This window comes from Faecalibacterium sp. An58 (assembly GCF_002161515.1).
Classification (GTDB): Bacteria; Bacillota; Clostridia; order Oscillospirales; family Ruminococcaceae; genus Faecalibacterium; species Faecalibacterium avium.
Genome location: NZ_NFHX01000006.1, coordinates 80,857 through 104,710, shown reverse-complemented (window position 1 = coordinate 104,710; position 23,854 = coordinate 80,857). Strand labels below are relative to the sequence as shown.

The window sequence follows — 23,854 nt, the reverse complement described above, 5'->3', positions numbered from 1 at the left end:
CGCACGACGCCATAAGGGAGGTATACTGCCATGATCCTGAAAAACGCTTTGGTCTACACCCCCCAGCACACCTTTGTGCCGGGGCAGCTGGCCATCCGTGACGGCCGCATCGCCGCCGGGGCCGCCCCCGAACCGGGCGAGGAAGTGATCGACGCCGGCGGGCTGTACGCCCTGCCCGGCCTGCTGGACATCCATTTCCACGGGGCGGTGGGCCATGATTTCTGCGACGCCAGCGAGGAGGCCATCCAGGCTCTGGCTGATTTTGAGGCCAGCCGGGGGGTCCTTGCCATCTGCCCCGCCACCATGACCTACTCGGAGGAGATCCTGAACGGCGTCATGGACGCAGCCGCCGCCCACAAGAACGGCCGCGGCGCCGACCTGGTGGGCATCAATATGGAGGGCCCCTTCATCAGCCCCCAGAAGCTGGGCGCCCAGAACCCCATCTATCTCCACGCGCCCGATGTGGAGATGTTCCGCCGGCTCCAGAAGCGGGCGGGCGGGCTGATCAAGCTGGTGGATATCGCCCCCGAGGTAGAGGGCGCCATGGAGTTCATCGCCGCCTGCAAGGACGAGGTGCGCATCTCCATCGCCCACACCTGCACCACCTATGAGACCGCCATCCAGGCCTTCGATGCAGGCGCCACCCACATGACCCATCTCTACAACGCCATGCCCGGCATCACCCACCGGGCCCCCGGCCCCATCATTGCCGCCCTGGAGCGGGGCGCCGAGGTGGAGCTGATCACCGACGGCGTCCACATCCACCCGGCCATGGTGCGGTTCACCTTCAGCACCTTTGGGGATGACCATGTCATCCTGATCGCCGACAGCATGATGGCCTGCGGCCTGCCCGACGGCCAGTACAGCCTGGGCGGCCAGGCCGTCACCGTCACCGGGCCCCGTGCCACCCTCACCGACAACCCCGGCGTCATCGCCGGCAGCGCCACCTGCCTGTACGACTGCATGAAGCGGGCCGTGCTGGATATGGGCGTGCCTCTGGAGAGCGCCGTCCGTGCCGCCAGCGAGAACCCCGCCCGGAGCATCGGACTGGACGCCGACTACGGCTCCCTGGCACCCGGCCGCTACGGCAACGTCATCCTGGCGGACGAGCACCTGGAGATCCAGGCCGTCATCCAGAAGGGCGTGCGGCTGTCCTGACCCCCTCCCGGCGGCGGTTTTCGTCCATTTGACCGACGGGCCGGGATGAATTTCTCCACTTTCACAGGAAATGTAAAATCTAAGGCTGTGTTTTGGCCGATGGTTTTACATTTCCTTTTCTTTTTGGGCAAACCATTTCGCAAAACTTTACATGAATTTTTCCTTGGCATGGTCGCATGGTACGCCCTTTCGCTGTACAATGGTAGCGTTCCGAGAGGAAAGAACAAAGAAAAAGATTATGCCGGGTGCAGTTCGTCCCGGTCCTGTGATTTGGAGGAAATTCATTATGAAAAAGATTGATCGTCGCTCCTTCCTGGCCGTCTGCGGCGTCGTGGCTGCGGCTGGCGCTCTGACCGCTTGCGGCGGCAGCTCTTCCAGCTCCACCGCTGCTTCGTCTTCCACTGCTTCTTCTGTGGCTTCTTCCACCGCTTCTTCCGCTGCCGAGGCCACCAATGACCTGAGCAGCCTGTCCGGCACCGTCTCCACCGGCGGTTCCACTTCGATGAACAGCGTCATGGAGGCCCTGAGCGAGGGCTTCGCTGAAGTGGCCCCCGGCGTCACCGTCAGCTATGACCCCACCGGTTCCGGCGCCGGCATCACCGGCGCTCTGGAGGAGACTCTGGACATCGGCCTGGCTTCCCGCGCCCTGCACGACGATGAGACCGGCGTCACCGCCACCACCGTCGCCCTGGACGGCATCGCCATGGTGGTCAACAACGAGAACCCCGTCTCTGACCTGAGCATCGAGCAGCTGGCTCAGATCTTCACCAAGCAGGTCACCAACTGGGCCGACCTGGGCGGCGAGGACGGCGAGATCGTTGTCATCGGCCGTGAGGCCGGTTCCGGCACCCGCGACGGCTTCGAGAGCATCGTGGGCGTGGAGGATTCCTGCGTGTACGATCAGGAGCTGACCGCCACCGGCGCCGTCATCTCCGCTGTGGCCTCCAACAAGCTGGCCATCGGCTACGCTTCCCTGTCCGCTGTGGGCGACACCGTCAAGACCCTGACCGTCGAGAATGTGGAGTGCAGCGAGGCTACCGTTCTGGATGGTACTTACAAGGTGCAGCGTCCCTTCAACTTCATCACCAACGACTCTGTGCAGCTGTCTGACGCTGCCCAGGCCTTCATCGACTTCGCTGTCAGCGCAGACGCCGCTGAGCTGATCCGTCTGGCCGGCGCTGTGCCCCTGGTGGATGCCGAGGGCTAAGCCTTCCTTCCGACCCGGGTCCTAAATCCGAAACTGTTCCGCCTGGGATCCTGCGGTCCCGGGCGGTTTTTGGGATGGGCCGCCCTTTTGCTTCCATCCACTTACGGGGGTTCTTTATGAAACAGCAAGACACAGATTCCGGCGCCGTCATCGTTCGGAAGAAATTCAACAAACCCCACAATGCAGCTGAATGGCTGGAGCTGGTGATGAACACCATCTTCTTCCTGTGCGGCATCCTGGCCATCGGCTGTGTGGCCCTGATCACCATTTATATGGTCATCTCGGGCCTGCCCGCCATCGGCCAGATCGGCATTGTGGACTTCCTCTTTGGCCAGGAATGGGCTTCCACTGCGGCTGAGCCCAAATTCGGCATCCTGCCCTTCATCCTCTCCAGCGTGTATGGCACCCTGGGAGCCGTCATCATCGGCATCCCGGTGGGCCTGCTGACCGCGGTGTTCCTCTCCAAGGCCGCCGCGCCCAAGCTGCGCCTGGCGGCCACCTCCGCCATCGAGCTGCTCAGCGGCATCCCCAGCGTTATTTTCGGCCTGCTGGGCATGCAGCTGCTGGTCCCCGCCGTGGCCGCCGTATTCGGCCGGGCTTCGGGCGCCTGCCTGCTCAGCGCCATCCTGGTGCTGTCCATCATGATCCTGCCCAGCATCGTCTCCGTGTCGGTGACGGCCCTCAACGCCGTGCCCCGCGAGTATGAGGAGGGCAGCCTGGCTCTGGGCGCCACCGACGCCGAGACCTGGTTCAAGGTCAGCGTCCCCGCCGCCAAGAGCGGCATCGCCGCCGGCATCGTTCTGGGCATCGGCCGCGCCGTGGGCGAGGCCATGGCTGTGATGATGGTGGCCGGCAACAGCCCCAATATGCCCGGCATCTTCAAGAGCGTCACCTTCCTGACCACCGCCATCGCCAAGGAGATGAGCTACGCCAGCGGCCTGCAGCGCCAGGCTCTGTTCAGCATCGGCCTGATCCTGTTCATCTTCATCATGATCATCAACCTGGTGCTCAACTTCTTCCTGAAGGGAGGCAGCGACAATGAAAAGTAACCGCTACGCTGATTTCTCCCCCTCCCGCCGTCTGTGGAACCAGTTCTTCACCGGCGCGGTATGGGTGGCCGCCATCTTTGTCATCGCCCTGGTGGTGGGCATCATCGGCATGGTGCTGATCCGGGGCCTGCCCCACGTCAGCTGGACCTTCCTGACCACCACTTCCAGCATCCTGCGGGGCACCAAGGGCATCCTGCCCGCCATCATCAACACCCTGTACATCATCCTCCTCACCCTGATCATCGTACTGCCTCTGGGCGTGGGCGCCGCGGTCTACCTGACCGAGTACGCCACCAACCGCAAGCTGATCGCCATGATCGAGTTCACCAACGAGACCCTGGCCGGCATCCCCAGCATCATCTACGGCCTGGTGGGTATGCTGGTGTTCGCCCAGGCTCTGGGCTTCCAGACCAGCCTGCTGTCGGGCAGCCTGACCCTGGTCATTATGACCCTGCCCACCATCATCCGCACCACCCAGGAATCCCTCAAGACCGTCCCCATGGGGTATCGTGAGGGCGCCATGGGCCTGGGCGCAGGCAAATGGCACATCATCCGCACCATCGTGCTGCCCTGCAGCATCGACGGCATCGTCACCGGCTGCATCCTGGCCATCGGCCGTATCGTGGGCGAAAGCGCCGCGCTGCTGTTCACCGCCGGCGCAGCCCAGGTCATCGCCAGCAACATCCTGGAGGCCTACACCTCCAACGGCGCGTCCCTGTCGGTGCTGCTGTACCTGCGCGCGTTCGAGAATGGCGACTTTGACTCCGCCTGGGGCATCGGCGCCGTGCTGCTGATCCTGGTCCTGATCATCAACATTGCCGCCCGTCTGGCTAAGAAGCATCTCCGTCAAAAGGGCTGATATAGTGAGGTATAACGATATGGAAACGCAAAACGCCACCCCTGTCATCTCGGCCAAAGACCTGAACCTGTGGTACGGGGATTTCAAGGCACTGAAGTCAATTTCTCTGGATGTGGGCGAGCGGGAGATCACCGCTCTGATCGGACCTTCCGGCTGCGGCAAGTCCACCTTCCTCAAGACCCTGAACCGTATGAACGACCTGGTGCCCAATGTGCGCATCGAGGGCAAGGTCACCCTGAAAGGGGAAGACATCTTTGGACCCAACATGGTGCTGACCACCCTGCGCCGCCGCGTGGGCATGGTGTTCCAGAAGGCCAACCCCTTCCCCATGAGCATCTACGACAACATCACCTACGGTCCCAAGCTGCACGGCGTCCGCCGCAAAGAGGAGCTGGACGAGATCGTGGAGAGCAGCCTGCGGGGCGCCGCCCTGTGGGATGAGGTGAAGGACCGGCTGAAAAAGAGCGCCCTGGGCCTGTCCGGCGGCCAGCAGCAGCGTCTGTGCATTGCCCGCGCCCTGGCTGTCAAGCCCGAGGTCCTGCTGATGGATGAGCCCACCAGCGCCCTGGACCCCGGCTCCACCATGAAGGTGGAGGAGCTGATGAGCGAGCTGAAGAAGAACTACACCGTGGTCATCGTCACCCATAATATGCAGCAGGCCGCCCGTATCAGCGACCGCACCGCCTTCTTCCTGCTGGGCGAACTGGTGGAAGTGGGCCCCACCGAGGAGATCTTCAGCACGCCTTCCGATAAGCGCACCGAGGACTATATCTCTGGCCGGTTCGGCTGATGATGAGAGAGGAGAGTACCACCTATGAGCATTCGCAAGCAGTATGACGAGGCGCTGAGCGAGCTGAACCAGGCTCTGTCCGAGATGGGCCAGGCTGCCGCCGACGCCATTGAGAACGCCATGGAGGCTTTGGCCGCCACCGACGCAGAAGCCGCCGCACAGATCATCAAGGATGACAACCAGATCAACGAGATGGAGCACGACATCGAGCACCGCTGCATGGTGCTGCTGCTCCGCCAGCAGCCTGTGGCCGGCGATCTGCGCCACATTTCGGCCGCTTTGAAGGTGATCACCGACTTTGAGCGGATCGGCGACCACGCCGCCGACATCTCTGAGATCATGCCCCACCTGTTCGCCTCCCGCAAGGCGGGCGACCCCGCCATCAGCGAGGCCATCCGGATGGGCCAGAAAGCCCACAAGATGGTGGTGGACGGCCTTGAGGCCTTCCTGAAGGAAGACATGAACGCCGCCCAGAAGGTGATCGCTGCCGACGACGAAGTGGACTACGACTTCAACGCCATCAAGCGCACCCTGGCCGAGGAGATCGCCGCCGATCCCTCCCAGGTGGACGCCGCCCTGGATCTGCTGATGGTCATCAAGTACCTCGAGCGCATCGCGGACCACGCCGTCAACGTTGCCGAGTGGGTGCAGTTCACCCGCACCGGCCTGTATAAGAACGAGAACATGTTCTGATTTTGGGTTTCTGTATCCTGCCAAGTCCTGCATCGGAACGGCCTGTCCGGCAAACGCCGGGTGGGCCGTTCGTTCTTTGCGGAATTGTTAGACTTTTGTTGCCAAGGTGTGAAATTTATCCCAGCACCGTTTGTTTGCAATAAACTTCGTCCTTATTTCGTTTTTAGATCGAACGAAGGAGCGCAAGGCTCTGTCTATCGGAGGATACTATGACTGAAACAGGAACCAAGGACGTGCGCGCCGCAGGCCGCAGCGGCGCCGTTGACCGGGAAGCTCTGGTCCGCGCCGCCCTGGACGAGATCGTCACCAATTACCGGGAAGCCAACCTTTCCAGCGTGGCCCGCAGCTACCAGGTCTCCCTGGCCTATGTCAGCGAATGCGTCCGGGCCGAGACCGGCCGTACCTATAAAGAGCTGCTCCAGAAGCACCGCCTCGAACTGGCCGCCCGTCTGCTGCGCCGCAGCGACATGACCATCCAGCAGATCATCGCCCAGGTAGGCTACGAGAACACCAGCTACTTTTACCGCCTGTTCCGGGCGCACTATGGCCAAAGCCCCCGGGAATACCGCCTCAGCAAACTCAACCGCATCCCCGACGGGCGCAAATGACCACAAAAAGACCGGCAGCCCCAGGCCCTTGCGGCCCGGCAGGCGCCGGTCTTTTTTATGGCTTAATAGTCCTGGCTGTGGTCTTCGATGGGAGCGGTGGCCCCGCCGTGGGCCTCCATGTACTCCTCAAAGTTTGCGTACTTCTGCTGGGGCGGACGGCGGCTGATCAGCACCAGGCCCGGGTCGTCGTCGCGGCTCTCCCGGACCGTCCTGCCGCCGCGGCCCTTGGGCTGGCTGAGCGGAGCCCGGCTGGCGGGCCGGCTGGGCGCAGGCACGCTTTTGGGTGCGGCAGCCTTCGGATGGCCGCCGCGGCTGCCCTGGGCGGCCTCGCTGCGGGCCGGGCGCGATTCCTGCTGGGCGCGGGGCTCAGGCTGCCGGCTTGTCTTGGCGGCGCTGTTCCGCTGGGACTTTTTGCCCTCGGCGTTCTGCTGGGCCCGGTTGTCCCGCTGGCCGCGGGGCTGTTGTCCGCCGGCTTTGGCGGAGCGTGCGGGCTGCTGCTGGCCGCCCCGCCCTCTGGGCTCGGCAGGGGGCGCAGATACCGCCTTGGCAGGCAGGACGGCGGTCTCCGCCCCGGTCAGGAAGTGGGGATCGAATTTGGGCTGGGCCTGCCCGCCCTGGCCCTGCTTGGGCCGGCCGTCCCGACGGGGCCGCCGGGAGCGGCTGCGCTTTTCCCCGCCCTCGCCGGCACGGGGGGCGCTCTTTTTGCTTTCGTCCATGATGTTCTCCTCTTTTTCTATCTTGGAAGGCTGCACCTGCCGCACTTTGAGGGGGCGGACAGGCTGCTGCGCCTCGGTTTGCTGGGGTGGGGCGGCGTTGTCCCAGGGGTGGCCGGCGGCCACCGGGATCTTTTTGCGGTTCAGCTTCTCGATGCCGGCCAGGTACTCCTGCTCCTCCGGGGCGCAGAAGCTGATGGCGGTGCCGTCGGCTCCGGCCCGGGCCGTCCGCCCGATCCGGTGAACGTAGGTCTCGGGCACTTCGGGCAGGTCGTAGTTGAACACATGGGACAGCTCATTGATGTCGATGCCGCGGGCTGCGATGTCGGTGGCCACCAGCACCTTGGTGCGCCCCGCCTTGAAGCCTTCCAGCGCCGCCACACGGGCGCTCTGGCTCTTGTTGCCATGGATGGCCGCCGCCGGGATGCCCTGCTTGACCAGGTCTTTGGCGATGCGGTCGGCCCCATGCTTGGTGCGGCTGAACACCAGGGCGTTGTGCACGGGAGGCTGCAGGTTCTGGATCAGCCAGGGCAGCAGCCTGCGCTTGTCCGCCTTGGAAACGTAATACAGCTTTTGGTCAATGCGGTCCACCGTGCTGGACACCGGGTCCACCTTCACAAAGGCAGGGTCCCGCAGGATGCCGGCGGCCAGCTGCTCAATCTCGGCGGGCATGGTGGCGCTGAACATCAGGTTCTGCCGGCGGGCGGGCAGCTTTGCGATCACCTTTTTCACGTCGTGGACAAAGCCCATGTCCAGCATCCGGTCGGCTTCGTCCAGCACAAAGATCTCCACGCCCGACAGGTCCACATACCCCTGTCCGATCAGGTCGTTCAGGCGGCCGGGACAGGCCACAAGGATGTCCACCCCCTGCCGGAGTTTCTCCACCTGAGGGGCCTGGCCCACCCCGCCAAAGATCACCGTCTCCTTCAGGGGCAGGTATTTGCCGTACTGTTCAAAGCTGGCCTCGATCTGGAGGGCCAGCTCCCGGGTGGGGGTAAGGATGAGGGCCCGGATGGCCCCCGATTTTTTGGCCGGACGGGACGCCAGCAAGTCCAGCATGGGCAGCGCAAAGGCCGCCGTTTTGCCGGTGCCGGTCTGGGCGCAGCCCAACAGGTCCTGGCCCTTCAGCACCGGGGGGATGGCCCCCGCCTGGATGGGCGAGGGCTGCTTATAGCCCGCCTGGGCCACGGCCCGCAGCACGGGCCTGGATAGATTCAGTTCTTGAAATGTCATTATGCTCCTTGGTCTATAAGGGCAGGCCGCGCCCCGCCCCTGCTCTGCGCACAGGGCAGCTGCGCGGCTGCCAGCTCTCACGGTTCTCCGGCAATGCGGCGGCACTCGATGTAGTACCGCTTTTCTTCCGCGTGGCCCATGCTGAACGTCTTGCGGGGCAGCACGCCCCCCAGCACCACCCCGCGGAACAGGTCGCCCTTTTCCAGCGCAGGCAGCAGCAGGCCCACGGCCCCTTCCCCGGCAGCGCTGGTGCTGAACGCACGCACAGCAGCCTCATCGTGGATGTAATCCACCCGGGCTTCGGGGTGATTCTCGAGGAAATATTCCACAAATTCGTCCACCGTGCCCACCACCAGGGGCGCAGTGGGATTTTCAAAGCTGAGAGTGCAGCTGCCGTTCAGGCCGATCAGCTGGAACTTCTGGTGGTACTGGTCCCCAAAATGGACCCCCGCCATGTTCTTGTCGCTCCACGTCACCAGGTTGAGCAGCACCGTCTCATAGCTGGTATTGAACAGCACCCGGTGGATGGGCTCGATCTCCACCGCCTCCGACTGGACGTTGCACACCTCGGCCAGGCACCAGCGGGCCGGATGCTCCAGGCGCTGCTCGGGGGTGAGGGTGGGTTTCAGCTCCTCCCAATAGGCTTTGGCAGTGGCCAGAGAGTGGTTGCCGTCCCCCACAGCCAGAGCCAGGGGCTTGTTGTTGGGGGCGTTGGGGTATTTGGCCCCAAAGGCCCCGGCGCTGCTCAACCCCAGGACAGCCTGCTGGATCTGGGCGATGAGGGCCGGGTCTTCCACCGCCCAGCCCGCCACATGGCCGCCGCCCAGCATCAGCTCTCCCTCATACAGGGGGCGCAGCTCCTCTTTCCGGGCGCCGATGGGTTCCACCAGGGTGCAGCCGGGGTCGTCCGCCAGCATCATGACATGGGGGGTCTCCAGGGCGGCGCCGCGGCGCACCGCCATCCGGGGCGGTATCCGGGATTCCACCGTGTTCTCGCTGGGGCGGATGAGGGACAGGCTGCCCCGATGGTAATTGTAGGCCTCCAGGTCTACCCGGCCCACCAGGCCCTGGCGCACACGGCCGCTCTGCAAGGTACGCTCCACATAGACAAAGCCGTCCACCGCCCGTGTCAGCACGTCCTGCTGATACGCCCGCATGGTGCGGTGGATCTTGTCCACCCGGTCCTGCAGGCCGCTGTCCGCAAGGTACACCTCGGGCAGGATCAGATGGAGGGCGCTGGGACCGTCCCCAGCGGCACAGGCCGCCTTTTCCCAATAGCTGCGGTCGCTGGTGAACTGGTCGCAGGCGATGCAGCCCCACTGCCCCAGCGGCACCGCCGCATCGGGCAGAAGGATATGGGCCGGCATAAAGCAGGGTGTCTTTTCCATATTCAGTTCCTCACTCTCACATAAACCACAGGCCGGGGCAGTCAGTAAAACATCCCGCTCTCACTGTCCCGCACCACAACATAGGCGGCTCCCAGCTGTTTCATCTGCTGGGCCGTCTGCTCCAGCAGGGCGGGGTCCTGGGCCTCCCCCGCAGGCAGGCTGACCACCAGGTTCTGCACCCCCAGCTGGGCGGGCAAAGCCCCCAGCGTGGTGCTGACGCCGGTGCAGCTGGCCAGAGGATACTCGTACCACAGGGTGACCCGGTCCGCAAACCGGGCGTCCCAGGCGGCGATATCCGCCGCCAGCCGGGCGTCGCGGCTCAGGCCGCCCGTCTCCCCGAAGCCCTGGCTGGAGGACACCGCCGGCGGGAACTGGACCGCCGACAGGCAGATCTGTTCAAACCCGCAGCCGTACAGCTCCTCGATCAGGTCGCCGATGAACTGCACCGCCGAATCCGCATAGGGGTTCAGCCAGGCCTTGCCCCCCGCCGCCGCGTTGGCGGCATCCAGCCACAGATAGCCGCCGCCCCCCGCGTACTGGATGGACATCCCACGGTCGGTGTAGGCGGCGATGGGGTCCTGGAAGGCGGCCACCCCGGCCACCGGCACCAGCCCCTCCTCTTTGAAGATGGCGGCGATGCGGGCAGGGTCCACCACATGGGCGGCCACGCTGCGGCTGGCAGCCGGCACCGCCGAGGCATAGTAGATATAGCCCGTCGTGTCCTTCAGAGGGATGAGGGCGTACGTCACCCCCTGCTGTGCCAGGTTTTGGGCCGCCGCCCGGATGGAAGCTTCATCGCCCAGAGCCGACAGGCTCACCGAGGCCCAGCTGCCCTCCCGGATGGCGGTGCCTGCCACCGGCAGGGCCTCCGACGAGGCAGCCGCCTGAGAAGAAGCCGCCTGGGAGGAAGCAGGCTCCGGCCGGGAACTGGCCGGCTCGGGCCGGGGATCCGCCTGGGAAGAAACAGCCTCCGAGGAGGCGGGCAGTTCCCGGTCCCGCACCACGGTATACCAGGTGTGGGTGGCCCAGTCCAGCACATAGGGCGCCGCCAGCCAGGCCGCGCCCAGCACCACGGCCGCCAGCAGCAGGATCCCCAGCGCTTTCTTGATCTTGTCCCCGCGGCTGTAAAAGCTGCGGTGATACCGCTTGACCTTTTTGTTCCGCCTTCTTCTCGGCATGGTTCCTCACCTTTCCCCTTTAAGGGCGGCGCGCTGGCGCACCCCGCCCTGCACTCTTACAGGATGACCGTATGCCCCGTAAAGCCATAGATGGCCAGCGCCAGCACCCCGATGTAGATCAGGGTGATGGGCATTCCCCGGAAAGCCGATGGGATGGCCTGGCTGCGCAGGCGGTTCTGGGCTTCGGTCACCAGCAGCACCGCCATCAGATAGCCCACGCCGCTGCCCAGGCCAAAGCCCAGCGCCTGCGTCAGGGTGAAATTTTGGGTGCGGCCCAGCAGCAAAGTGCCCAGCACACAGCTGTTCAGGGCAGCCAGCGGCAAAATGCGCAGCAGCTGCCGCTTCCAGGGCAGGCGCAGCAGGTACAGCAGGGCCATCTCCACCCCGCTGACGACCGCGATGCACGCCATGTACACCAGGGGCCGGAAGGACGCCGGAAGCCCGAACGAGGCCGTCCAGCCGCCTGCCAGCCATCCCACGGGGGCCACCAGGAACTGGGTGACGCACAGCAGCAGGCCAAACAGCAGGCTGTTGGTCCGCTCGTCCCCTACCAGCTGCACCAGGCGCGAAACGCCCAGCGCCCGGGTAAAGACCGCGTTCTGGGCAAAGACGGCCAGCATCGCATATCCAAAAAAGACAGCCAGTGTCTCGGGCAGCGAGCCCGCCGGCTGGGTCGAAAAGATCGCAGGATTCACAGCTCGCCACCCGCCTCCTTTTGCTCTTTCTGATGGTTGACGATCACCTGGTTGCGCGCCTCATTGGTGAGGAACGCCTTGTACCGGGCCGCCAGCGCCCGCCAGACGGCGCACAGCACCCCCAGCAGGATGAATCCGCCCGCCGGCATGGAGGCCAGCGGCAGCAGGATGGTGTTGGCCGTCACCGGCAGGCCAAAAACGGTGCCCGCCGCCAGCCATTCCCGGATGCAGCCCACCAGCAGCAGGATGACGGCATAGCCCACCGTCACCCGCACGCCTTTGGACACCGCCTTGCGCAGCGTCTCCTGGACGCGGGCGTAGCGGTAGATCAGCAGAGGCTCCACCACCAGCAGGGGCAGGTAGATGCCCAGCGTCAGCAGCCCCACCCCGAACAGACGTTCCAGGACGGGATAGACCGCCAGGTAGACCACCGATGCGGTCCCGCAGTAGATCAGGCCCCGGGGCAGCAGTTTGGCCCGCAGTTCTTCCTCGCCGGCGTGCTCCTGCAGGGGCACCAGCTTGCTCAGCCCAAAGCTCAGCACCCGGGAGGGGGTCAGCAGCAGGGCCACCGCCACCGCCAGCATCAGGGCGTTTTTGCCGCTGGTGGCCAGCACCACGAGCGGCGCCAGCCCCATGCCCTGCATCACCACGGGGTTGTTCAAAAAGATGCGGTCATGGTGGGCATACCGCCCGGGGTCCCGCAGGATGGCTTCCGCTTTTCTCTGTTTCATACGGCAGCCTCCTTTCCGGTCGCCTGGTCCCCTTTGGGCAGGTGGTACAGACGGTCCACCACACGGTCCAGCCAGCCGGACAGGGCGTTGACGATCAGCAGCGCAAAGCAGCCGCCCGTCTCATACACCCCAAAATACCGGAAAGCCATGCACACGCACCCCAGCAGCGCGCCGTACAGCACACGGCCCAGGCGGCGCTTGGGGCAGGTATAGGGTTCGCTGACCAGGAACACGGCGCTGTAAAGGGTGGCGCCGCTGACCAGCTCATATTTCACCAGGTTGAGCCGCTGCAAAGCGCTCTCCCACACGGTGGTATGCACCAGATCCGCCTGCCGCGGGAACAGGAACGCGATCACCGCGCAGGCCGCCAAAAAGCTGACCGCCGCGCTCAGGCGCATATCCTTCTGGGTGTACAGGAACAAAGCGCAGGCCAGCAGGATCAGCACCGCGCCGGTGCCCAGCGGGGCCGCGAACTCTCCCAGCACCAGCGGCCAGGAACTGACCGTCGGCAGGCCCCCGTTGCGCAGGGTGCTGCCCATGCCGCTGACCAGGCTCACCCCGGTGGTGTCCCACAGGGGGATGTCCGCATAGGGCTGCGGGTAGAGGAACACCTGTTCCGGCCAGGACACCGCCACCACCACAAAGCCCACCGCCGCCGGGTGGAAGGGGTAGCTGCCATAGCCGCCAAAGGCTTCCTTGCCCAGCAGCACGCCAGCCATCACCGCCGTCACCAGCACATACCAGCTGACGGTGGCGGGCATCAGCAGGGCGATCACCAGGGCGAAGCTCTCATTGGAACAGTCCCCCGGGCGGTATACACGGCGGCGCAGCACCGCCACCAGGCGGTCGCAGAGGTTGCCGGTGAGCAGGGCCACCAGGCACAGCAGCACCGGCCGCGGCCCGTACAGGTAGGCCGACATACACACCAGCGGCAGAGCCATCCAGCAGATATGCTTGTAATACCCGCCTGTACGGGCCAGCTCCACCGCCTGTTGTTTCTTGATCGAATCTTCCATTGGTCATCCTCATCCAGGGCGTCACATCGCCGCCAGCCGGGCCACCGCCCCGGCCGGGTCGGCCGCGGCAAACACCGAGCTGCCGGCCACCAGCACATCGGCGCCGGCGCGGGTGCACAGGGCGGCGGTCTCATCGTTGACGCCGCCGTCCACTTCCAGCAGAAAGGCAAGGCCCAAAGCCTCGCGCCGGGCCTTCAGGGCCGTCAGCTTGTCCAGGCAGGAGGGCATGAATTTCTGGCCCCCAAAACCCGGCTCCACGCTCATCACCAGCACCAGGTCCAGCTGGTCCAGCCAGGGATCCAGCGCTTCGGCGGGGGTGCCCGGCTTGATGGTCATGCCGGTCTTGCAGCCCGCCGCACGGATGGCGGCCAGCACAGCGGCGGGGTCATCCTCCGACTCCAGGTGGAAATTGATCAGTCCCGCCCCTGCCCTGGCAAAGGCGTCCACATAGGCCAGGGGGTGGCTGATCATCAAATGCACATCGAAAAAGGCGCTGGGGATGCCCTGGTGCAGGCTGGCCAGCACCGGCACCCCAAAGCTGATATTGGGCACAAAATGCCCGTCCATGACATCAAAATGCAGCATACCGGCCCCCGCCTCCAGGACCAGACGGCACTGGTCTCCCAGGCCGCAGAAGTCGGCGGAAAGAATGGATGGGCTGACGATCGCCATAACTATACACTCCGTTGCATCAGTTTTTATGTGGGGCCGCGCCGGGGCGCAGCTCACATTTTAGTGTACACGAAAACGGCGCAAAAATCAAACCCGCGGCCGTCTTTTTCACGGAAATGACGTATTTGCCCCAAAATGCGGCAGCCCTTTCAGCGTGCGGCGGCGTCCGGGCCGGGCTGTGTGGTGTCGTCCGACAGCTTGAGCAGGTCCCCCTTGCCCGGCACCTCGGCCGGCAGGGTAAAGACAAAACGGCACCACTCTCCCTGCTTGCTCTCCACCCGGATCTGCCCGCCCGACAGATTCACCAGCACCTTGCAGATGTGCAGGCCAAGGCCGGCCCCGCGGGCATGGAGGCCCCGGGACTGGTCCTCTTTATAAAAGCGGTCGAACACGAAGGGCAGCGCCTCGGGGGAGATGCCCTGGCCGCTGTTCCAGATGGAGATCTCGGCCTCGGGGCCCAGTTTTTCCACGCTGAAGCGGATCACGCCCCCCGGCGGGGTGAACTTGACCGCGTTGTCCAAGAGGTTGTACACCACCTGGTGGATCAGGTCGGGGTCGGCATAGACCAGCACCCGCTCGTCCATGGTCAGGCCCTCCAGATCGATCTGGCCGTCGTTGATCCGCTGTTCCGCCGACAGGGCCACCCCGGTCAGGGTCTCCCAGATATTGAACATCCGGGCGTTGACCCGGTATTCCCCCGACTCCAGCTTGGACAGATCCAGCATATTCTGCACCAGCCGCGCCAGCCGCCCCGTCTCCTGGGAGACCAGCTGCAGGTAATGGTTTTGCAGTTCGGGTGGGATGGTGCCGTCCAGGATGCCGTCGATAAAGCCCTTGATGGTGGTCATGGGGGTGCGCAGCTCGTGGGCAATGTTGCCCATGAACTGTCCCCGGGAGGAATCGATCTGCTGGAGGTTGGCGGCCATGGTGTTGAAGGTGCGGGCCAGGTCGGCGATCTCGCCGTCTCCGTCCACGTCCTCCACCCGCACCGAAAAGTCGCCGCCTCCGAATTTCTGGGCCGCCTCGCTGATGCGGTGGAGCGGCTGGGTCAGGCTGCGCATCAGGAAGGTGGTCAGCACGCTGGCGCAGATGAGCATGAGACAGGCCGACAGCAGGAAGTTGGAGCCAAAATTGCCCACGAACTCATCCAGCATCTGGCCCGACGCGCAGACGAACACATAGCCCACCGGCCCGCCGCTGAACGCGATGGGCTGCGCGGACACATAAAACCGCTCGGTCAGGGCGCCCCCCAGCTTGCCCAGCTGGTGATATACCCCTTCCTGTGCGCCGGCCACATCCTCCATCACCTCGGCCGGCACCGCGCGCACAGCCAGATAATCGTTGTTGGAGGCCAGCACCACGCTGCCGTGGTCATCGGTGAAAAAGATATGCACGTTGGCGCTCTCGCCGATCAGGTCCACCTTGTCGGACACGCCGGCGTCGGTCATGGGCTGGCCGTCCGCCAGGTCTTTCAGAAAGTAACCGGCGGTGCGGCTGACCAGGCCCCCCACGTCATCCAGCGCGCCAAAGCGCTCCTGGGCAAAGTAGCGGCTGAACAGCACCAGCTGGGACAGGCCCATGACGGCCACGCCCAGGATCATCAGGGTGGCTACGGTGGAGAAAAAAGCCACCGATATGCTCTTGCGCATTATTGACGCACCTCGAATTTATAGCCCACGCCCCAGACGGTCTTCAGCTCCCACTTGTCGGAAGCCCCGGCCAGCTTCTCCCGCAGGCGCTTGACGTGCACGTCGATGGTGCGGGAATCGCCGTAATACTCGAAGCCCCACACCTCGTCCAGCAGCTGATCCCGGGTGTAGACGCGGTTGGGATGGGAGGCCAGGCAGTACAGCAGCTCCAGCTCTTTGGGGGGCGCTTCCACCACCTTGCCCTTGACTTTCAGCTCGTAGCTGTTCATATCCAGCCGCAGGTTGTCGAACTCCACCACCCCTTCGGCGGGCTTTTCGGCGCTGCCGGCCGCACAGCGGCGCAGCACCGCTTTGATGCGGGCCACCACTTCCTTGCTGTCGAAGGGCTTGACGATGTAGTCGTCGGCGCCCAGTTCCAGCCCCAGCACCTTGTCGAAGGTCTCGCCCTTGGCGGTCAGCATGATCACCGGGGTATCGCCCTGCTTGCGGATGCGGCGGCAGACCTCCCAGCCGTCCAGCCTGGGCATCATCACATCCAGCAGCACCATGTCGGGCTTGGCCTGGGCGTACTTGGCCAGGGCGTCCTCCCCATCCGACGCAAGGGTGACCTGATAGCCCTCCTTGGTCAGGTAGAGCCGCAGCAGTTCGCAGATATTCTGGTCGTCGTCCACGACGAGGATCTTTTCGTTTGCCATAGTGGTTCTCCTTCACACTGGGTGCATCCCCAGGCAGTGCGGATGCACCTTTTTGCTCCGGGCAGGCAGCAACGGCCCCCGCCCCGCCGATACGTTCACAGTTTTATTATACGGAACAGTTATGACAAAATAAAGAACTTCCCGCAATTTTATCCTGTCCCAGTTGCAGCAAAAGCGCTGGCCGGCCCAAAAACAATGCGGGGGCCGGCTTTGCAGCCGACCCCCGCAGAGGGACCCTATCTTTCGTGACGCAAAAGTTCTTTTGTTTTGGTGCGATCAACAACAGAAGGAATATGGTTGTATTCCTCTTTGCCGCCACATCGGATGGGTGTTTTACCCGAGCGTGCAGGTGGTCTCTGGCACCTGTGCGCCCCTTATATCATCTCCCGGTATGGTGCCCCGGGGGTGTTATAAGTAAAGTTTAAGATTGTTGTTACTTCAGAGTGGTCTCAGTAACAGTCTGGTTGACAACGTAGGCGACGTAATAGTAAGTCTGACCATTCAGGCCCTCCACAGACACCATGCTGATGCTGCCATCATAACCATAGCTGTAATACTTATCCTGTCCACCAACAGTGACACCACTGTTCAGTTTTCCGTCATTGTCATTGTCATTAGAAGTAGCTGCCAGCTTGGCAATTTCTTCGTTAACGGCATTTGCAACAATATTCAAAGCAGCTTCATTGGTCAACGCAGGAAAGATTTTTACTCCATACTGAGTATAGGTCTTGCCATCTTCATCGCCAATATCTTCCCCAGTGGCATGGTGTTGGTTATACTTAACCATATTATTCAGAAAGCCATTGGTTACAAGTGTTCCATTTCCACCCCGATACCAAGCTGCATCAGGAGTAACCATTTTCAGCCCAGTGATACGAGTGATCGCGTTAGCCACTTCATCATCAGTGGCATCATTACCGTACACACTGACAGCTTTCTGCAAAGCGGAATCCAGAGACGAATTAGCAGTAAAGTTAATTTTCACCAGGTTAGAAGCACTCTGACCTTTATTCACAGCTTCAACAATAGGAGTAGTATTGGGAGTGACAATGGGATCATCACCATTCCCACCGTTACTACCATTGGAGCAGCCAGCCAGCATACTGACGGCCATGATGCCGGCCAGTGCCAGAGAGGCAATCTTTTTAAGTTTCATTTTGGTTTATCCTCCTTATAAGAAAAGACAAAGACTCAAAACAGATCAATAGGTCAAATTACAAACTAATTAGACCTTTTCTTCCGAGACGGTCTGAGTAATGCTGTAAACAACATAGTAAGTGGTGGAGCCGCCCTCCTGCTGAGCTGCAACCATACTCACATTACCGGTGTAGCTGTAGGCGTAATAAGTATCGCCATCTTTCTTGCCGTCTTTGCTGGAGTTTGCAACCAACTTGAAGTTCTGAATTTCACCATTATCAACAATACCATCATTATCGGTATCGACCCAGTAAGAAACCCCGTTTTTGATGGCATTGTCCATGCTACGAGCAGCAGCATTCACTGCATCTGCCTCGGTCCAGTAATAAGCACTGCCAAGGCTCATAACACCGTAAGCAGTAAAGGACATACCATCTTTCAGATTATTGGAATTTTCATCCCCAAAATCCGACATAAGATCACCTGCCGTACCACGGAGTTCGTAAACAGTGTTCAGAATAGCCCACGCGCTATCATAACTACCAGCATTCTCCACAGCCACCTTCAGGGCATTATCCAAAGACGAATTGGAAGTGAAGTTGACCTTAACCTTGTTATCTGCATCCTGGCCGTTGTTGAAGGCTGTAACAATAGCAGAAGCACCAGGGGTGACAACGGTGTTCCCATTGTCATTCCCGTTGCCGGTGCTGTTGCCAGAGCAGCCAGCCAGCATGCTGACAGCCATAACGCCGGCCAGCATCAGGGAAGCAATTTTCTTGAGCTTCATAATGAATTTTTCCTCCTTATGGTGTATAAAAGATAGAGACCCAAAACAGGTTCAAAGGAAGGTCCTTTCCTTTGTGTGCCTATCATAACATACCCCCCCCGGTGTCAAGACCCAATTTTGAATTTTGCCATTTTTTCTTTATTTTCTTTAGTTCGTGTTCTCTAACTTTAGACGCAGGAGGATTTTGATGCAAACGAAAAGCGCCCCGCTTTCGCAGGGCGCTTTGGAATAGCCGCTTCAATGTATACGTTTTGTAAATTTTACAGAGCTTTACTCCAGGATCTTTTCGATGGTCAGGATGTTTTTGCCGTCCCGGCGTTCGTACTCCATGTGGTCCATGCTCTTTTTGACCATCAGGATGCCCAGACCGCCGATCTCACGTTCGTCCGCCGAAAGGCTGATGTCGGCATCCTTTTTGGCCAGGGGGTCAAAGGGCACGCCCGCGTCCTCAAACTGAATGGTGATCTTTTTGGGGCTGCTGCCGACGCTGCAGCGAATGGTGGCCTCCCCGTGGCCGGGAGCATAGGCGTAATGCGCGATATTGACGTACAGCTCCTCCACTGCCACCTGGATGGCGATTTCCGCCTTGGTGGAACAGTTGGCTGTGCGCAGGTGCTGCTCGATAAAGTCCTGTACCGCTTGCAGCTGTTCCAGCTCGGCGGGAACGGTCAGGCTGTCCATCTGTACGGCGTTGTCGGTGGTCTTGACTTCCAGACAAAGCATGGTGATATCGTCAAACTGCGGCGCATCCCCCACAAAGCGGTCGATATCCGCCTTGACCGCATCCAGCAGCTTTTCCGGTTTGCAGGCGCCCGAGGCATTCAGGGCCGACAGCATCCGGTCGGTGCCATAGAGGATGTTTTCGCCGTTGGTGGCTTCCGCCACGCCGTCGGTGTATACAAACAGGATATCGCCGGGCGCAAGATCCAGTTCGTAGGGGCGGTAGCGGGAACCCTCCATGCCCGCCAGCACAAACCCATGGCGGTCGTGGTACAGCTCAAAGGAACCGTCCCGCCGTTTGATGGCCGGAAATTCGTGTCCCGCATTGGACGCCACCATATGCCCGGTGGAGATCTCATAGATGCCCAGCCAGGCAGTGACGAACATTTCAGCGTCATTGTTTTCGCACAGCTGGTTGTTCACCGCCGCCAGCACCTCCTGGGGCGCCTTGCCGGTGAGGGCCTCGTTTTTGATCAGGGTCTTGGCGATCACCATGAACAGGGCCGCGGGCACGCCCTTGCCCGACACGTCGGCAATGACCAGGGCCAGATGGTCGTTGTCCACCAGGAAGAAGTCGTAGAAGTCGCCGCCCACCTCTTTGGCGGGATGCATATTGGCGTAGATGTCAAACTCCTCCCGCTCCGGGAACGCCGGGAAAATACAGGGCAGCATACTGGCCTGGATCTGCGTGGCCACGCTGAGCTCCGCCCCGATGCGCTCCTTTTCTGCGGTGACTTTGGCAAGGTTATCGATGTAGTTATCCAACTCCTCCAGCATGAAGTTGAAGGAATTGCCCAGCTCCTCGATCTCGTCGCCGGTGTGCATCTCGATGTGCTGGTTTTTGAAATCGGAGGTGCGGGTGATCTTTTCCATCATGCCGGCCAGAGTACCCACAGGCTTTGTCACAGTATAGCGCACAAAAACGATGTAGCAGACGATCGCCACACCGATGATGCCCACCGAGATGCCCAGCATGGTGTACAGGAAAGAGTTCAGATAGCTGCGCACTTCCCGCATATCGATGATGTACTGGATCTCCGCAATGGCCTGCCCGTTCTCGTCCAGGATGGGCCACACAGCAGTGTAATTGTAACCATAGGAGTTGTCGGTGATCAGCGGCATCTCACTGCCAGTATTCACCGCATATAAATCCCAGATATCGTAATAAACTTGTAAATCGTCGGGAGTGGAAGCCGCATCGGTGTAGAGGATATCACTGCCATAGGGGATCTGAGCCGCCGGGTCATCCCCCATTTCCGGCACGCAGGTGTCAATGTAGAAGGTCACGCTGTCCTCATCCGGCACCACAAGAGACAAGAAAGTGATGTTGCCTTCTTTTTTCAGCTTTTCGAACATTTGCACTGTTTCTGTATAGGTCTCGGTTTGGTCTCCGCCCTCTGCCAAAATCGTCCTTACATCTTCCAACGGGAGCATGGTGGCAATGCTTTTCGCCCCAAAAGTGGCATTGTGAGAGTACAGATCTTCCAGATAGCTGCGTGTATTGGCGTAGCTGAACAGTGATATCACCACAGATAGTACAACGCCCAAAATAGTCAATGATACAATAAATTTCGGCAAAAGTTTTACTTTTATACGGTTTTCTTTATTCATTCTTTTCTCCTCCTACAGCTTTTTGTAGTATACGACAGCATCGCATTGGCAGCGGTCCTCACAATAAGGGCACTCCAAATTTGGCACATTATACCAGAAGCGAGGTATACTGGCTATATAATAAAACTTCAAATCTTCTACAGTACGAGCCAATGGAACACAGTCTTGTCCCCTTGGCTTCCAGCACACAACGACCGCCGCTGTTGCTTTTACTTTTTGGTTCGCATATTTTAAAGCCCACCCGATCAAACCTCGTGCAAGTCTTTGCCGGCGATAGGGTTCTAGAATGCTGATAGAGCGGATGTGAATGATTTTTTCAGGCTGATCCTGCGTCAGGGTTTTTAACCCCTCAGGAGTCATCTTTAAGAACTGTGCTGTTTGGCTAAAATCTTCTACATAGAAATAAATGTATCCCGCAATTTCATTTTGGAAATCACGAAGAAACACAAAAAAGTGATTATCTTTTCTCAGGCTCTTTTCCAAATAATCTTTTGTATAAAGATTTTTTCCTACACTAATATCGCACACCTTAACGGCAGTATCCAATTCTTCCAGACGCAACGGGCACACATAAAAATTTGCCCCCTTAGGAATTGATATGATTTCAAAGCTCAAATCTTATCACACTCCCTCCCTGCACAAAATAAATTGCAGCGCAAAAATAAATTCCGACTTCATAGAGGTAGCATTTTCTCTCAATGCATCATAATTTCTTTCTAGCCAACACTCACATTCAAACCAAACCCTATTTTTTTGTTCTACTTTTTGCAGCAATTTTATATCCTGCGGAAAGTAAGAACAAAACACCTCAAAGATGTCCTCTTTCTTTTTCAACTGGCCGCCCGTGGCCCGGATGGCTGCGGGCAGCTGCTGGATCCGGCGGTAACCGCAGCGCTCCAGCCAGCCGACGACTTGCTCGCCGCAGCGGCGGTTGCCCGCATAAGGGTCCAATGCCAGCATCTGCAAAAACTGCCGGAACAGCCCCTGCCGGTCCGGGGTCAGGCTGCACGCCAGGTCGTCCGCTTCCTCGATCAGCAGGCAGCCGCCGGGTGCCAAAAAGGGACGCAGGGTCTTCAGCACCGTCTGGGGGTCCCGCAGATGCATCAGCACAAAGGAAGCATAGATGACGTCAAAGGCTTCGATCCCCGCCTGCTCCATCAGAGCAGACAGTTCCCGGGCAAAGGAAGGGCTTTCCAGATCGCAGGGATGAAACGAAAACACCTCCCCGCCATGTCTGCCATGGGCCCAGCGGGCCAGAGCCTCGTTGTACTCCAGCCCCATCACCCGGCTCACCTCCGGGCGGTCGAACCGCTCCATCGTTTTGCAGCCGTTGTTGCAGCCGATGTCCAGTACGCGGGCGCCGCTCCTGCCCTTGAATACCTTGTCAAAAACAGGCTGTTCGCATTCCCACAGCAGCTTGTTTTGGATGTGCAGCCGCTCCACTTCCCATTCATTTTCAAAAACGGCTTGGTTTTCCATGTTTTCCTCCCCAAATCCACTCACAGGATCAGATACAGATAGTTGAAGATCAGCTTTCTCTGGTAGTTGTAGAACTGCGTCTTTTTGGTGATCAGATTGATGACCGCATTGTCGATCTCATCCCCATCGCCGGCCTCAAAAGGATTGTAGGTGTGCACGTTGTCCCGGATGCGCAGGATGATCTCATCCCCGTTCTCCATCAGCTTGATGGCGATGGAGCGCTGGCGGCTGGTATCCTTCAGGCCGAATTTGATGATGTTCAGGATCAGTTCCTCCACCATCAGATGGATGAAGAAGGCTTTTTTGTAGTCGATCTCCCAGGCATCGCACAGCTGCTCCAGGTCGTTGGCGATCTCGTTGATGCTGTCGGTGGAGATGGTATAGACTTTTTCGTAGTTCTTGCCGCTGAGGCCGAATTTTCGGGTCACATAGGCCGAGGACCCGCTGACCATATGGACGATCCCCACTCCCGCCAGGCACAGCCCTTCGGTCAGCACATAGGTCAGGCTGAGGCCGGTCATGTGCAGCCGGGAGATCAGGATGCCGCCCAGCACCATCATCAGCACAAAGTTGCGCACCAGAGACATGGCGCTGGCCAGTTTGGCCCGGCCGATGGCCTGCCAGAATGCGGTGGACAGGACGTTGACGCCCATAAACAGCAGGCAGACGCTGTACAGCCGCACCGCCGGCACTGCCATAGCCAGGACCGCAGGCTCCGCAATGCCAAAGAACCGCATCAGCTGCGGCGCAAAGACCACAAAGACCGCCCCCACCAGCGCGCCGCCCGCCAGCACGATCTTGAGCCCCAGGCGCATGGTCACCAGGATGCTTTCGCTGTCCCGCTCCCCGGTAAAGATGGACGCCACCGTAGAGATGGCATTGCCCGCCCCATCAAAGATGGCGGCGGGGATGGTACTCATGGTATAGATGACCCCGAAGATGGCCACATAGGTGACGCCGTTGGCCCGGTCGCTGGCCAGCAGCAGCGTGTTGAAGGTGAACATCACCACGCCCTGAAAGATAAATGCCGAGCCCACTCCAAACCCGTTGCCCACAAAGGCTCTCAGGTCCGCCCAGCCGGGCAGGCGCAGCCGCAGCCGCAGGGATGCGCTCTTGCGGGCAAAATGGAACAGCAGCACCACCAGGCCCAGCGTTTCCGCGATGCACAGAGCCGAGGACGCGCCCACGATGCCCCACTTGAACCCCTGCATGAACAGGATATCCAGCGACAGATTGAACACCACCACCACAGCCGAGGAGGCCGCGGCCAGCTTGGGGTCGCTGTCGGTGCGGACCGTATTGGCCAGGATGTGGTACAGCACAAAGACCGGGGCCGAGCCGAACACGACGGTCAGATACTGCCGGGCCAAAGGCCGCAGCGCATCCTCAGCGCCCAAAAGATCCAGCATCCGTTCCCGCAGAGGCAGCACTACGGCCAGGCACAGCGCCCCCACCAGCACCCCTGTCAGCAGCACCTCGTGGAAAATGCGGTTGGCCTCCTCCACATGGTCCGAACCCAGGGCGCGGCCTATCTTCACGTTGGCGCCCACCCCCAGGGTCATGCCCAGCAGCGCATAAAACAGAAACACCGGCGTGGCGATGCTGGTGACGGCCAGGCCGTCGCTGCCCACCAGGTTGCCCACCAGAATGGCGTCGATGAGGGTAGAAAACGTGGTGCCCAACGCCGAACACACGCCCCAAAACAGAAAGTACCAATAGGCCCCCCGGGCGAACTGCATCGCCGCCCGCCGTTCGGACTTGGTCTCCGTCATAAAACTCGATTCTC

Annotated in this window: 22 protein-coding genes; 7 read left to right on the top strand and 15 right to left on the bottom strand. The window is 60.9% G+C overall.

Features of this window, described 5'->3' with window-relative positions; genetic code table 11:
• Positions 1-30: 30 nt before the first annotated feature.
• The 7 genes from nagA (at position 31) to B5G12_RS06540 (ending at position 6,364) form a co-directional block, all read left to right on the top strand.
• Complete coding sequence (nagA, locus tag B5G12_RS06570; protein ID WP_087233375.1) at positions 31-1,158, top strand: N-acetylglucosamine-6-phosphate deacetylase; 1,128 nt, start codon at positions 31-33, stop codon at positions 1,156-1,158.
• A 286-nt stretch (positions 1,159-1,444) separates the two neighbouring features.
• Positions 1,445-2,365 carry a phosphate ABC transporter substrate-binding protein gene (locus tag B5G12_RS06565; protein ID WP_087324333.1) on the top strand — a complete coding sequence of 307 codons (921 nt, stop codon included), beginning with the start codon at positions 1,445-1,447 and terminating at the stop codon, positions 2,363-2,365.
• A gap of 206 nt (positions 2,366-2,571) precedes the next feature.
• The gene (pstC, locus tag B5G12_RS06560; RefSeq protein ID WP_087233422.1) at positions 2,572-3,414 is read left to right on the top strand and encodes a phosphate ABC transporter permease subunit PstC; all 843 of its coding nucleotides are present in this window, start codon (positions 2,572-2,574) and stop codon (positions 3,412-3,414) included.
• Positions 3,404-4,273 (top strand): phosphate ABC transporter permease PstA, encoded by an 870-nt coding sequence (gene pstA, locus B5G12_RS06555; RefSeq protein WP_087324332.1) that lies wholly within the window; start codon positions 3,404-3,406, stop codon positions 4,271-4,273. The genes pstC and pstA overlap by 11 nt, the downstream gene beginning before the upstream one ends.
• Before the next feature lie 19 nt (positions 4,274-4,292).
• Positions 4,293-5,063 carry a phosphate ABC transporter ATP-binding protein PstB gene (gene pstB, locus B5G12_RS06550; protein ID WP_087233385.1) on the top strand — a complete coding sequence of 257 codons (771 nt, stop codon included), beginning with the start codon at positions 4,293-4,295 and terminating at the stop codon, positions 5,061-5,063.
• 24 nt (positions 5,064-5,087) lie between these two features.
• The gene (gene phoU, locus B5G12_RS06545) at positions 5,088-5,756 is read left to right on the top strand and encodes a phosphate signaling complex protein PhoU (protein WP_087324331.1); all 669 of its coding nucleotides are present in this window, start codon (positions 5,088-5,090) and stop codon (positions 5,754-5,756) included.
• Between the two features lie 209 nt (positions 5,757-5,965).
• Positions 5,966-6,364: a helix-turn-helix transcriptional regulator gene (locus tag B5G12_RS06540; RefSeq protein ID WP_087324330.1), complete on the top strand. Its 399-nt coding sequence runs from the start codon at positions 5,966-5,968 to the stop codon at positions 6,362-6,364.
• Between the two features lie 62 nt (positions 6,365-6,426).
• Here B5G12_RS06540 and B5G12_RS06535 read toward each other — a convergent pair whose 3' ends face one another.
• The 15 genes from B5G12_RS06535 to B5G12_RS06465 form a co-directional block, all read right to left on the bottom strand.
• A complete protein-coding gene (locus B5G12_RS06535) occupies positions 6,427-8,310 on the bottom strand; it encodes a DEAD/DEAH box helicase (protein WP_087324329.1) in 1,884 nt (627 codons plus the stop codon).
• 77 nt (positions 8,311-8,387) lie between these two features.
• On the bottom strand, positions 8,388-9,698 hold the full coding sequence (locus B5G12_RS06530; RefSeq protein WP_087324328.1) for a DUF1015 domain-containing protein: 1,311 nt from the start codon (positions 9,696-9,698) through the stop codon (positions 8,388-8,390).
• 41 nt (positions 9,699-9,739) lie between these two features.
• Complete coding sequence (locus tag B5G12_RS06525; protein ID WP_087324327.1) at positions 9,740-10,876, bottom strand: putative glycoside hydrolase; 1,137 nt, start codon at positions 10,874-10,876, stop codon at positions 9,740-9,742.
• A gap of 56 nt (positions 10,877-10,932) precedes the next feature.
• Positions 10,933-11,571 carry an Rnf-Nqr domain containing protein gene (locus B5G12_RS06520; RefSeq protein WP_242955960.1) on the bottom strand — a complete coding sequence of 213 codons (639 nt, stop codon included), beginning with the start codon at positions 11,569-11,571 and terminating at the stop codon, positions 10,933-10,935.
• Positions 11,568-12,302, bottom strand: a complete 735-nt coding sequence (locus B5G12_RS06515) for an Rnf-Nqr domain containing protein (protein ID WP_087233404.1) — start codon at positions 12,300-12,302, stop codon at positions 11,568-11,570. Before B5G12_RS06515 ends, B5G12_RS06520 begins: the two co-directional genes overlap by 4 nt.
• Positions 12,299-13,318, bottom strand: a complete 1,020-nt coding sequence (locus B5G12_RS06510) for an RnfABCDGE type electron transport complex subunit D (RefSeq protein WP_087324326.1) — start codon at positions 13,316-13,318, stop codon at positions 12,299-12,301. Before B5G12_RS06510 ends, B5G12_RS06515 begins: the two co-directional genes overlap by 4 nt.
• A gap of 21 nt (positions 13,319-13,339) precedes the next feature.
• Positions 13,340-13,990 (bottom strand): ribulose-phosphate 3-epimerase, encoded by a 651-nt coding sequence (rpe, locus tag B5G12_RS06505; protein ID WP_087324325.1) that lies wholly within the window; start codon positions 13,988-13,990, stop codon positions 13,340-13,342.
• A 149-nt stretch (positions 13,991-14,139) separates the two neighbouring features.
• On the bottom strand, positions 14,140-15,639 hold the full coding sequence (locus tag B5G12_RS06500; RefSeq protein WP_087233413.1) for a sensor histidine kinase: 1,500 nt from the start codon (positions 15,637-15,639) through the stop codon (positions 14,140-14,142).
• A complete protein-coding gene (locus B5G12_RS06495; RefSeq protein ID WP_087233416.1) occupies positions 15,639-16,334 on the bottom strand; it encodes a response regulator transcription factor in 696 nt (231 codons plus the stop codon). The genes B5G12_RS06500 and B5G12_RS06495 overlap by 1 nt, the downstream gene beginning before the upstream one ends.
• Before the next feature lie 433 nt (positions 16,335-16,767).
• Positions 16,768-17,490: a hypothetical protein gene (locus tag B5G12_RS06490; protein WP_087324324.1), complete on the bottom strand. Its 723-nt coding sequence runs from the start codon at positions 17,488-17,490 to the stop codon at positions 16,768-16,770.
• A 69-nt stretch (positions 17,491-17,559) separates the two neighbouring features.
• The gene (locus tag B5G12_RS06485; RefSeq protein WP_087324323.1) at positions 17,560-18,258 is read right to left on the bottom strand and encodes a hypothetical protein; all 699 of its coding nucleotides are present in this window, start codon (positions 18,256-18,258) and stop codon (positions 17,560-17,562) included.
• A gap of 270 nt (positions 18,259-18,528) precedes the next feature.
• On the bottom strand, positions 18,529-20,334 hold the full coding sequence (locus B5G12_RS15160) for a SpoIIE family protein phosphatase (RefSeq protein WP_158099687.1): 1,806 nt from the start codon (positions 20,332-20,334) through the stop codon (positions 18,529-18,531).
• Between the two features lie 267 nt (positions 20,335-20,601).
• The gene (locus tag B5G12_RS06475; protein WP_087324321.1) at positions 20,602-21,204 is read right to left on the bottom strand and encodes a GNAT family N-acetyltransferase; all 603 of its coding nucleotides are present in this window, start codon (positions 21,202-21,204) and stop codon (positions 20,602-20,604) included.
• 6 nt (positions 21,205-21,210) lie between these two features.
• Positions 21,211-22,068: a class I SAM-dependent methyltransferase gene (locus B5G12_RS06470; protein ID WP_087324320.1), complete on the bottom strand. Its 858-nt coding sequence runs from the start codon at positions 22,066-22,068 to the stop codon at positions 21,211-21,213.
• 20 nt (positions 22,069-22,088) lie between these two features.
• Positions 22,089-23,840 carry an MATE family efflux transporter gene (locus tag B5G12_RS06465; protein ID WP_087324319.1) on the bottom strand — a complete coding sequence of 584 codons (1,752 nt, stop codon included), beginning with the start codon at positions 23,838-23,840 and terminating at the stop codon, positions 22,089-22,091.
• Positions 23,841-23,854 lie beyond the last annotated feature (14 nt).

Coding starts and splice junctions, on each gene's coding strand:
- B5G12_RS06500 (WP_087233413.1), bottom strand. CDS start 15,639: ATGCGCAAGAGCATATCGGTGGCTTTTTTCTCCACCGTAGCCACCCTG.
- B5G12_RS06535 (WP_087324329.1), bottom strand. CDS start 8,310: ATGACATTTCAAGAACTGAATCTATCCAGGCCCGTGCTGCGGGCCGTG.
- B5G12_RS06540 (WP_087324330.1), top strand. CDS start 5,966: ATGACTGAAACAGGAACCAAGGACGTGCGCGCCGCAGGCCGCAGCGGC.
- B5G12_RS06465 (WP_087324319.1), bottom strand. CDS start 23,840: ATGACGGAGACCAAGTCCGAACGGCGGGCGGCGATGCAGTTCGCCCGG.
- B5G12_RS06530 (WP_087324328.1), bottom strand. CDS start 9,698: ATGGAAAAGACACCCTGCTTTATGCCGGCCCATATCCTTCTGCCCGAT.
- B5G12_RS06485 (WP_087324323.1), bottom strand. CDS start 18,258: ATGAAGCTCAAGAAAATTGCTTCCCTGATGCTGGCCGGCGTTATGGCT.
- phoU (WP_087324331.1), top strand. CDS start 5,088: ATGAGCATTCGCAAGCAGTATGACGAGGCGCTGAGCGAGCTGAACCAG.
- B5G12_RS06495 (WP_087233416.1), bottom strand. CDS start 16,334: ATGGCAAACGAAAAGATCCTCGTCGTGGACGACGACCAGAATATCTGC.
- nagA (WP_087233375.1), top strand. CDS start 31: ATGATCCTGAAAAACGCTTTGGTCTACACCCCCCAGCACACCTTTGTG.
- pstB (WP_087233385.1), top strand. CDS start 4,293: ATGGAAACGCAAAACGCCACCCCTGTCATCTCGGCCAAAGACCTGAAC.
- rpe (WP_087324325.1), bottom strand. CDS start 13,990: ATGGCGATCGTCAGCCCATCCATTCTTTCCGCCGACTTCTGCGGCCTG.
- B5G12_RS06490 (WP_087324324.1), bottom strand. CDS start 17,490: ATGAAACTTAAAAAGATTGCCTCTCTGGCACTGGCCGGCATCATGGCC.
- B5G12_RS06510 (WP_087324326.1), bottom strand. CDS start 13,318: ATGGAAGATTCGATCAAGAAACAACAGGCGGTGGAGCTGGCCCGTACA.
- B5G12_RS06565 (WP_087324333.1), top strand. CDS start 1,445: ATGAAAAAGATTGATCGTCGCTCCTTCCTGGCCGTCTGCGGCGTCGTG.
- pstA (WP_087324332.1), top strand. CDS start 3,404: ATGAAAAGTAACCGCTACGCTGATTTCTCCCCCTCCCGCCGTCTGTGG.
- pstC (WP_087233422.1), top strand. CDS start 2,572: ATGAACACCATCTTCTTCCTGTGCGGCATCCTGGCCATCGGCTGTGTG.
- B5G12_RS15160 (WP_158099687.1), bottom strand. CDS start 20,334: ATGTTCGAAAAGCTGAAAAAAGAAGGCAACATCACTTTCTTGTCTCTT.
- B5G12_RS06470 (WP_087324320.1), bottom strand. CDS start 22,068: ATGGAAAACCAAGCCGTTTTTGAAAATGAATGGGAAGTGGAGCGGCTG.
- B5G12_RS06525 (WP_087324327.1), bottom strand. CDS start 10,876: ATGCCGAGAAGAAGGCGGAACAAAAAGGTCAAGCGGTATCACCGCAGC.
- B5G12_RS06515 (WP_087233404.1), bottom strand. CDS start 12,302: ATGAAACAGAGAAAAGCGGAAGCCATCCTGCGGGACCCCGGGCGGTAT.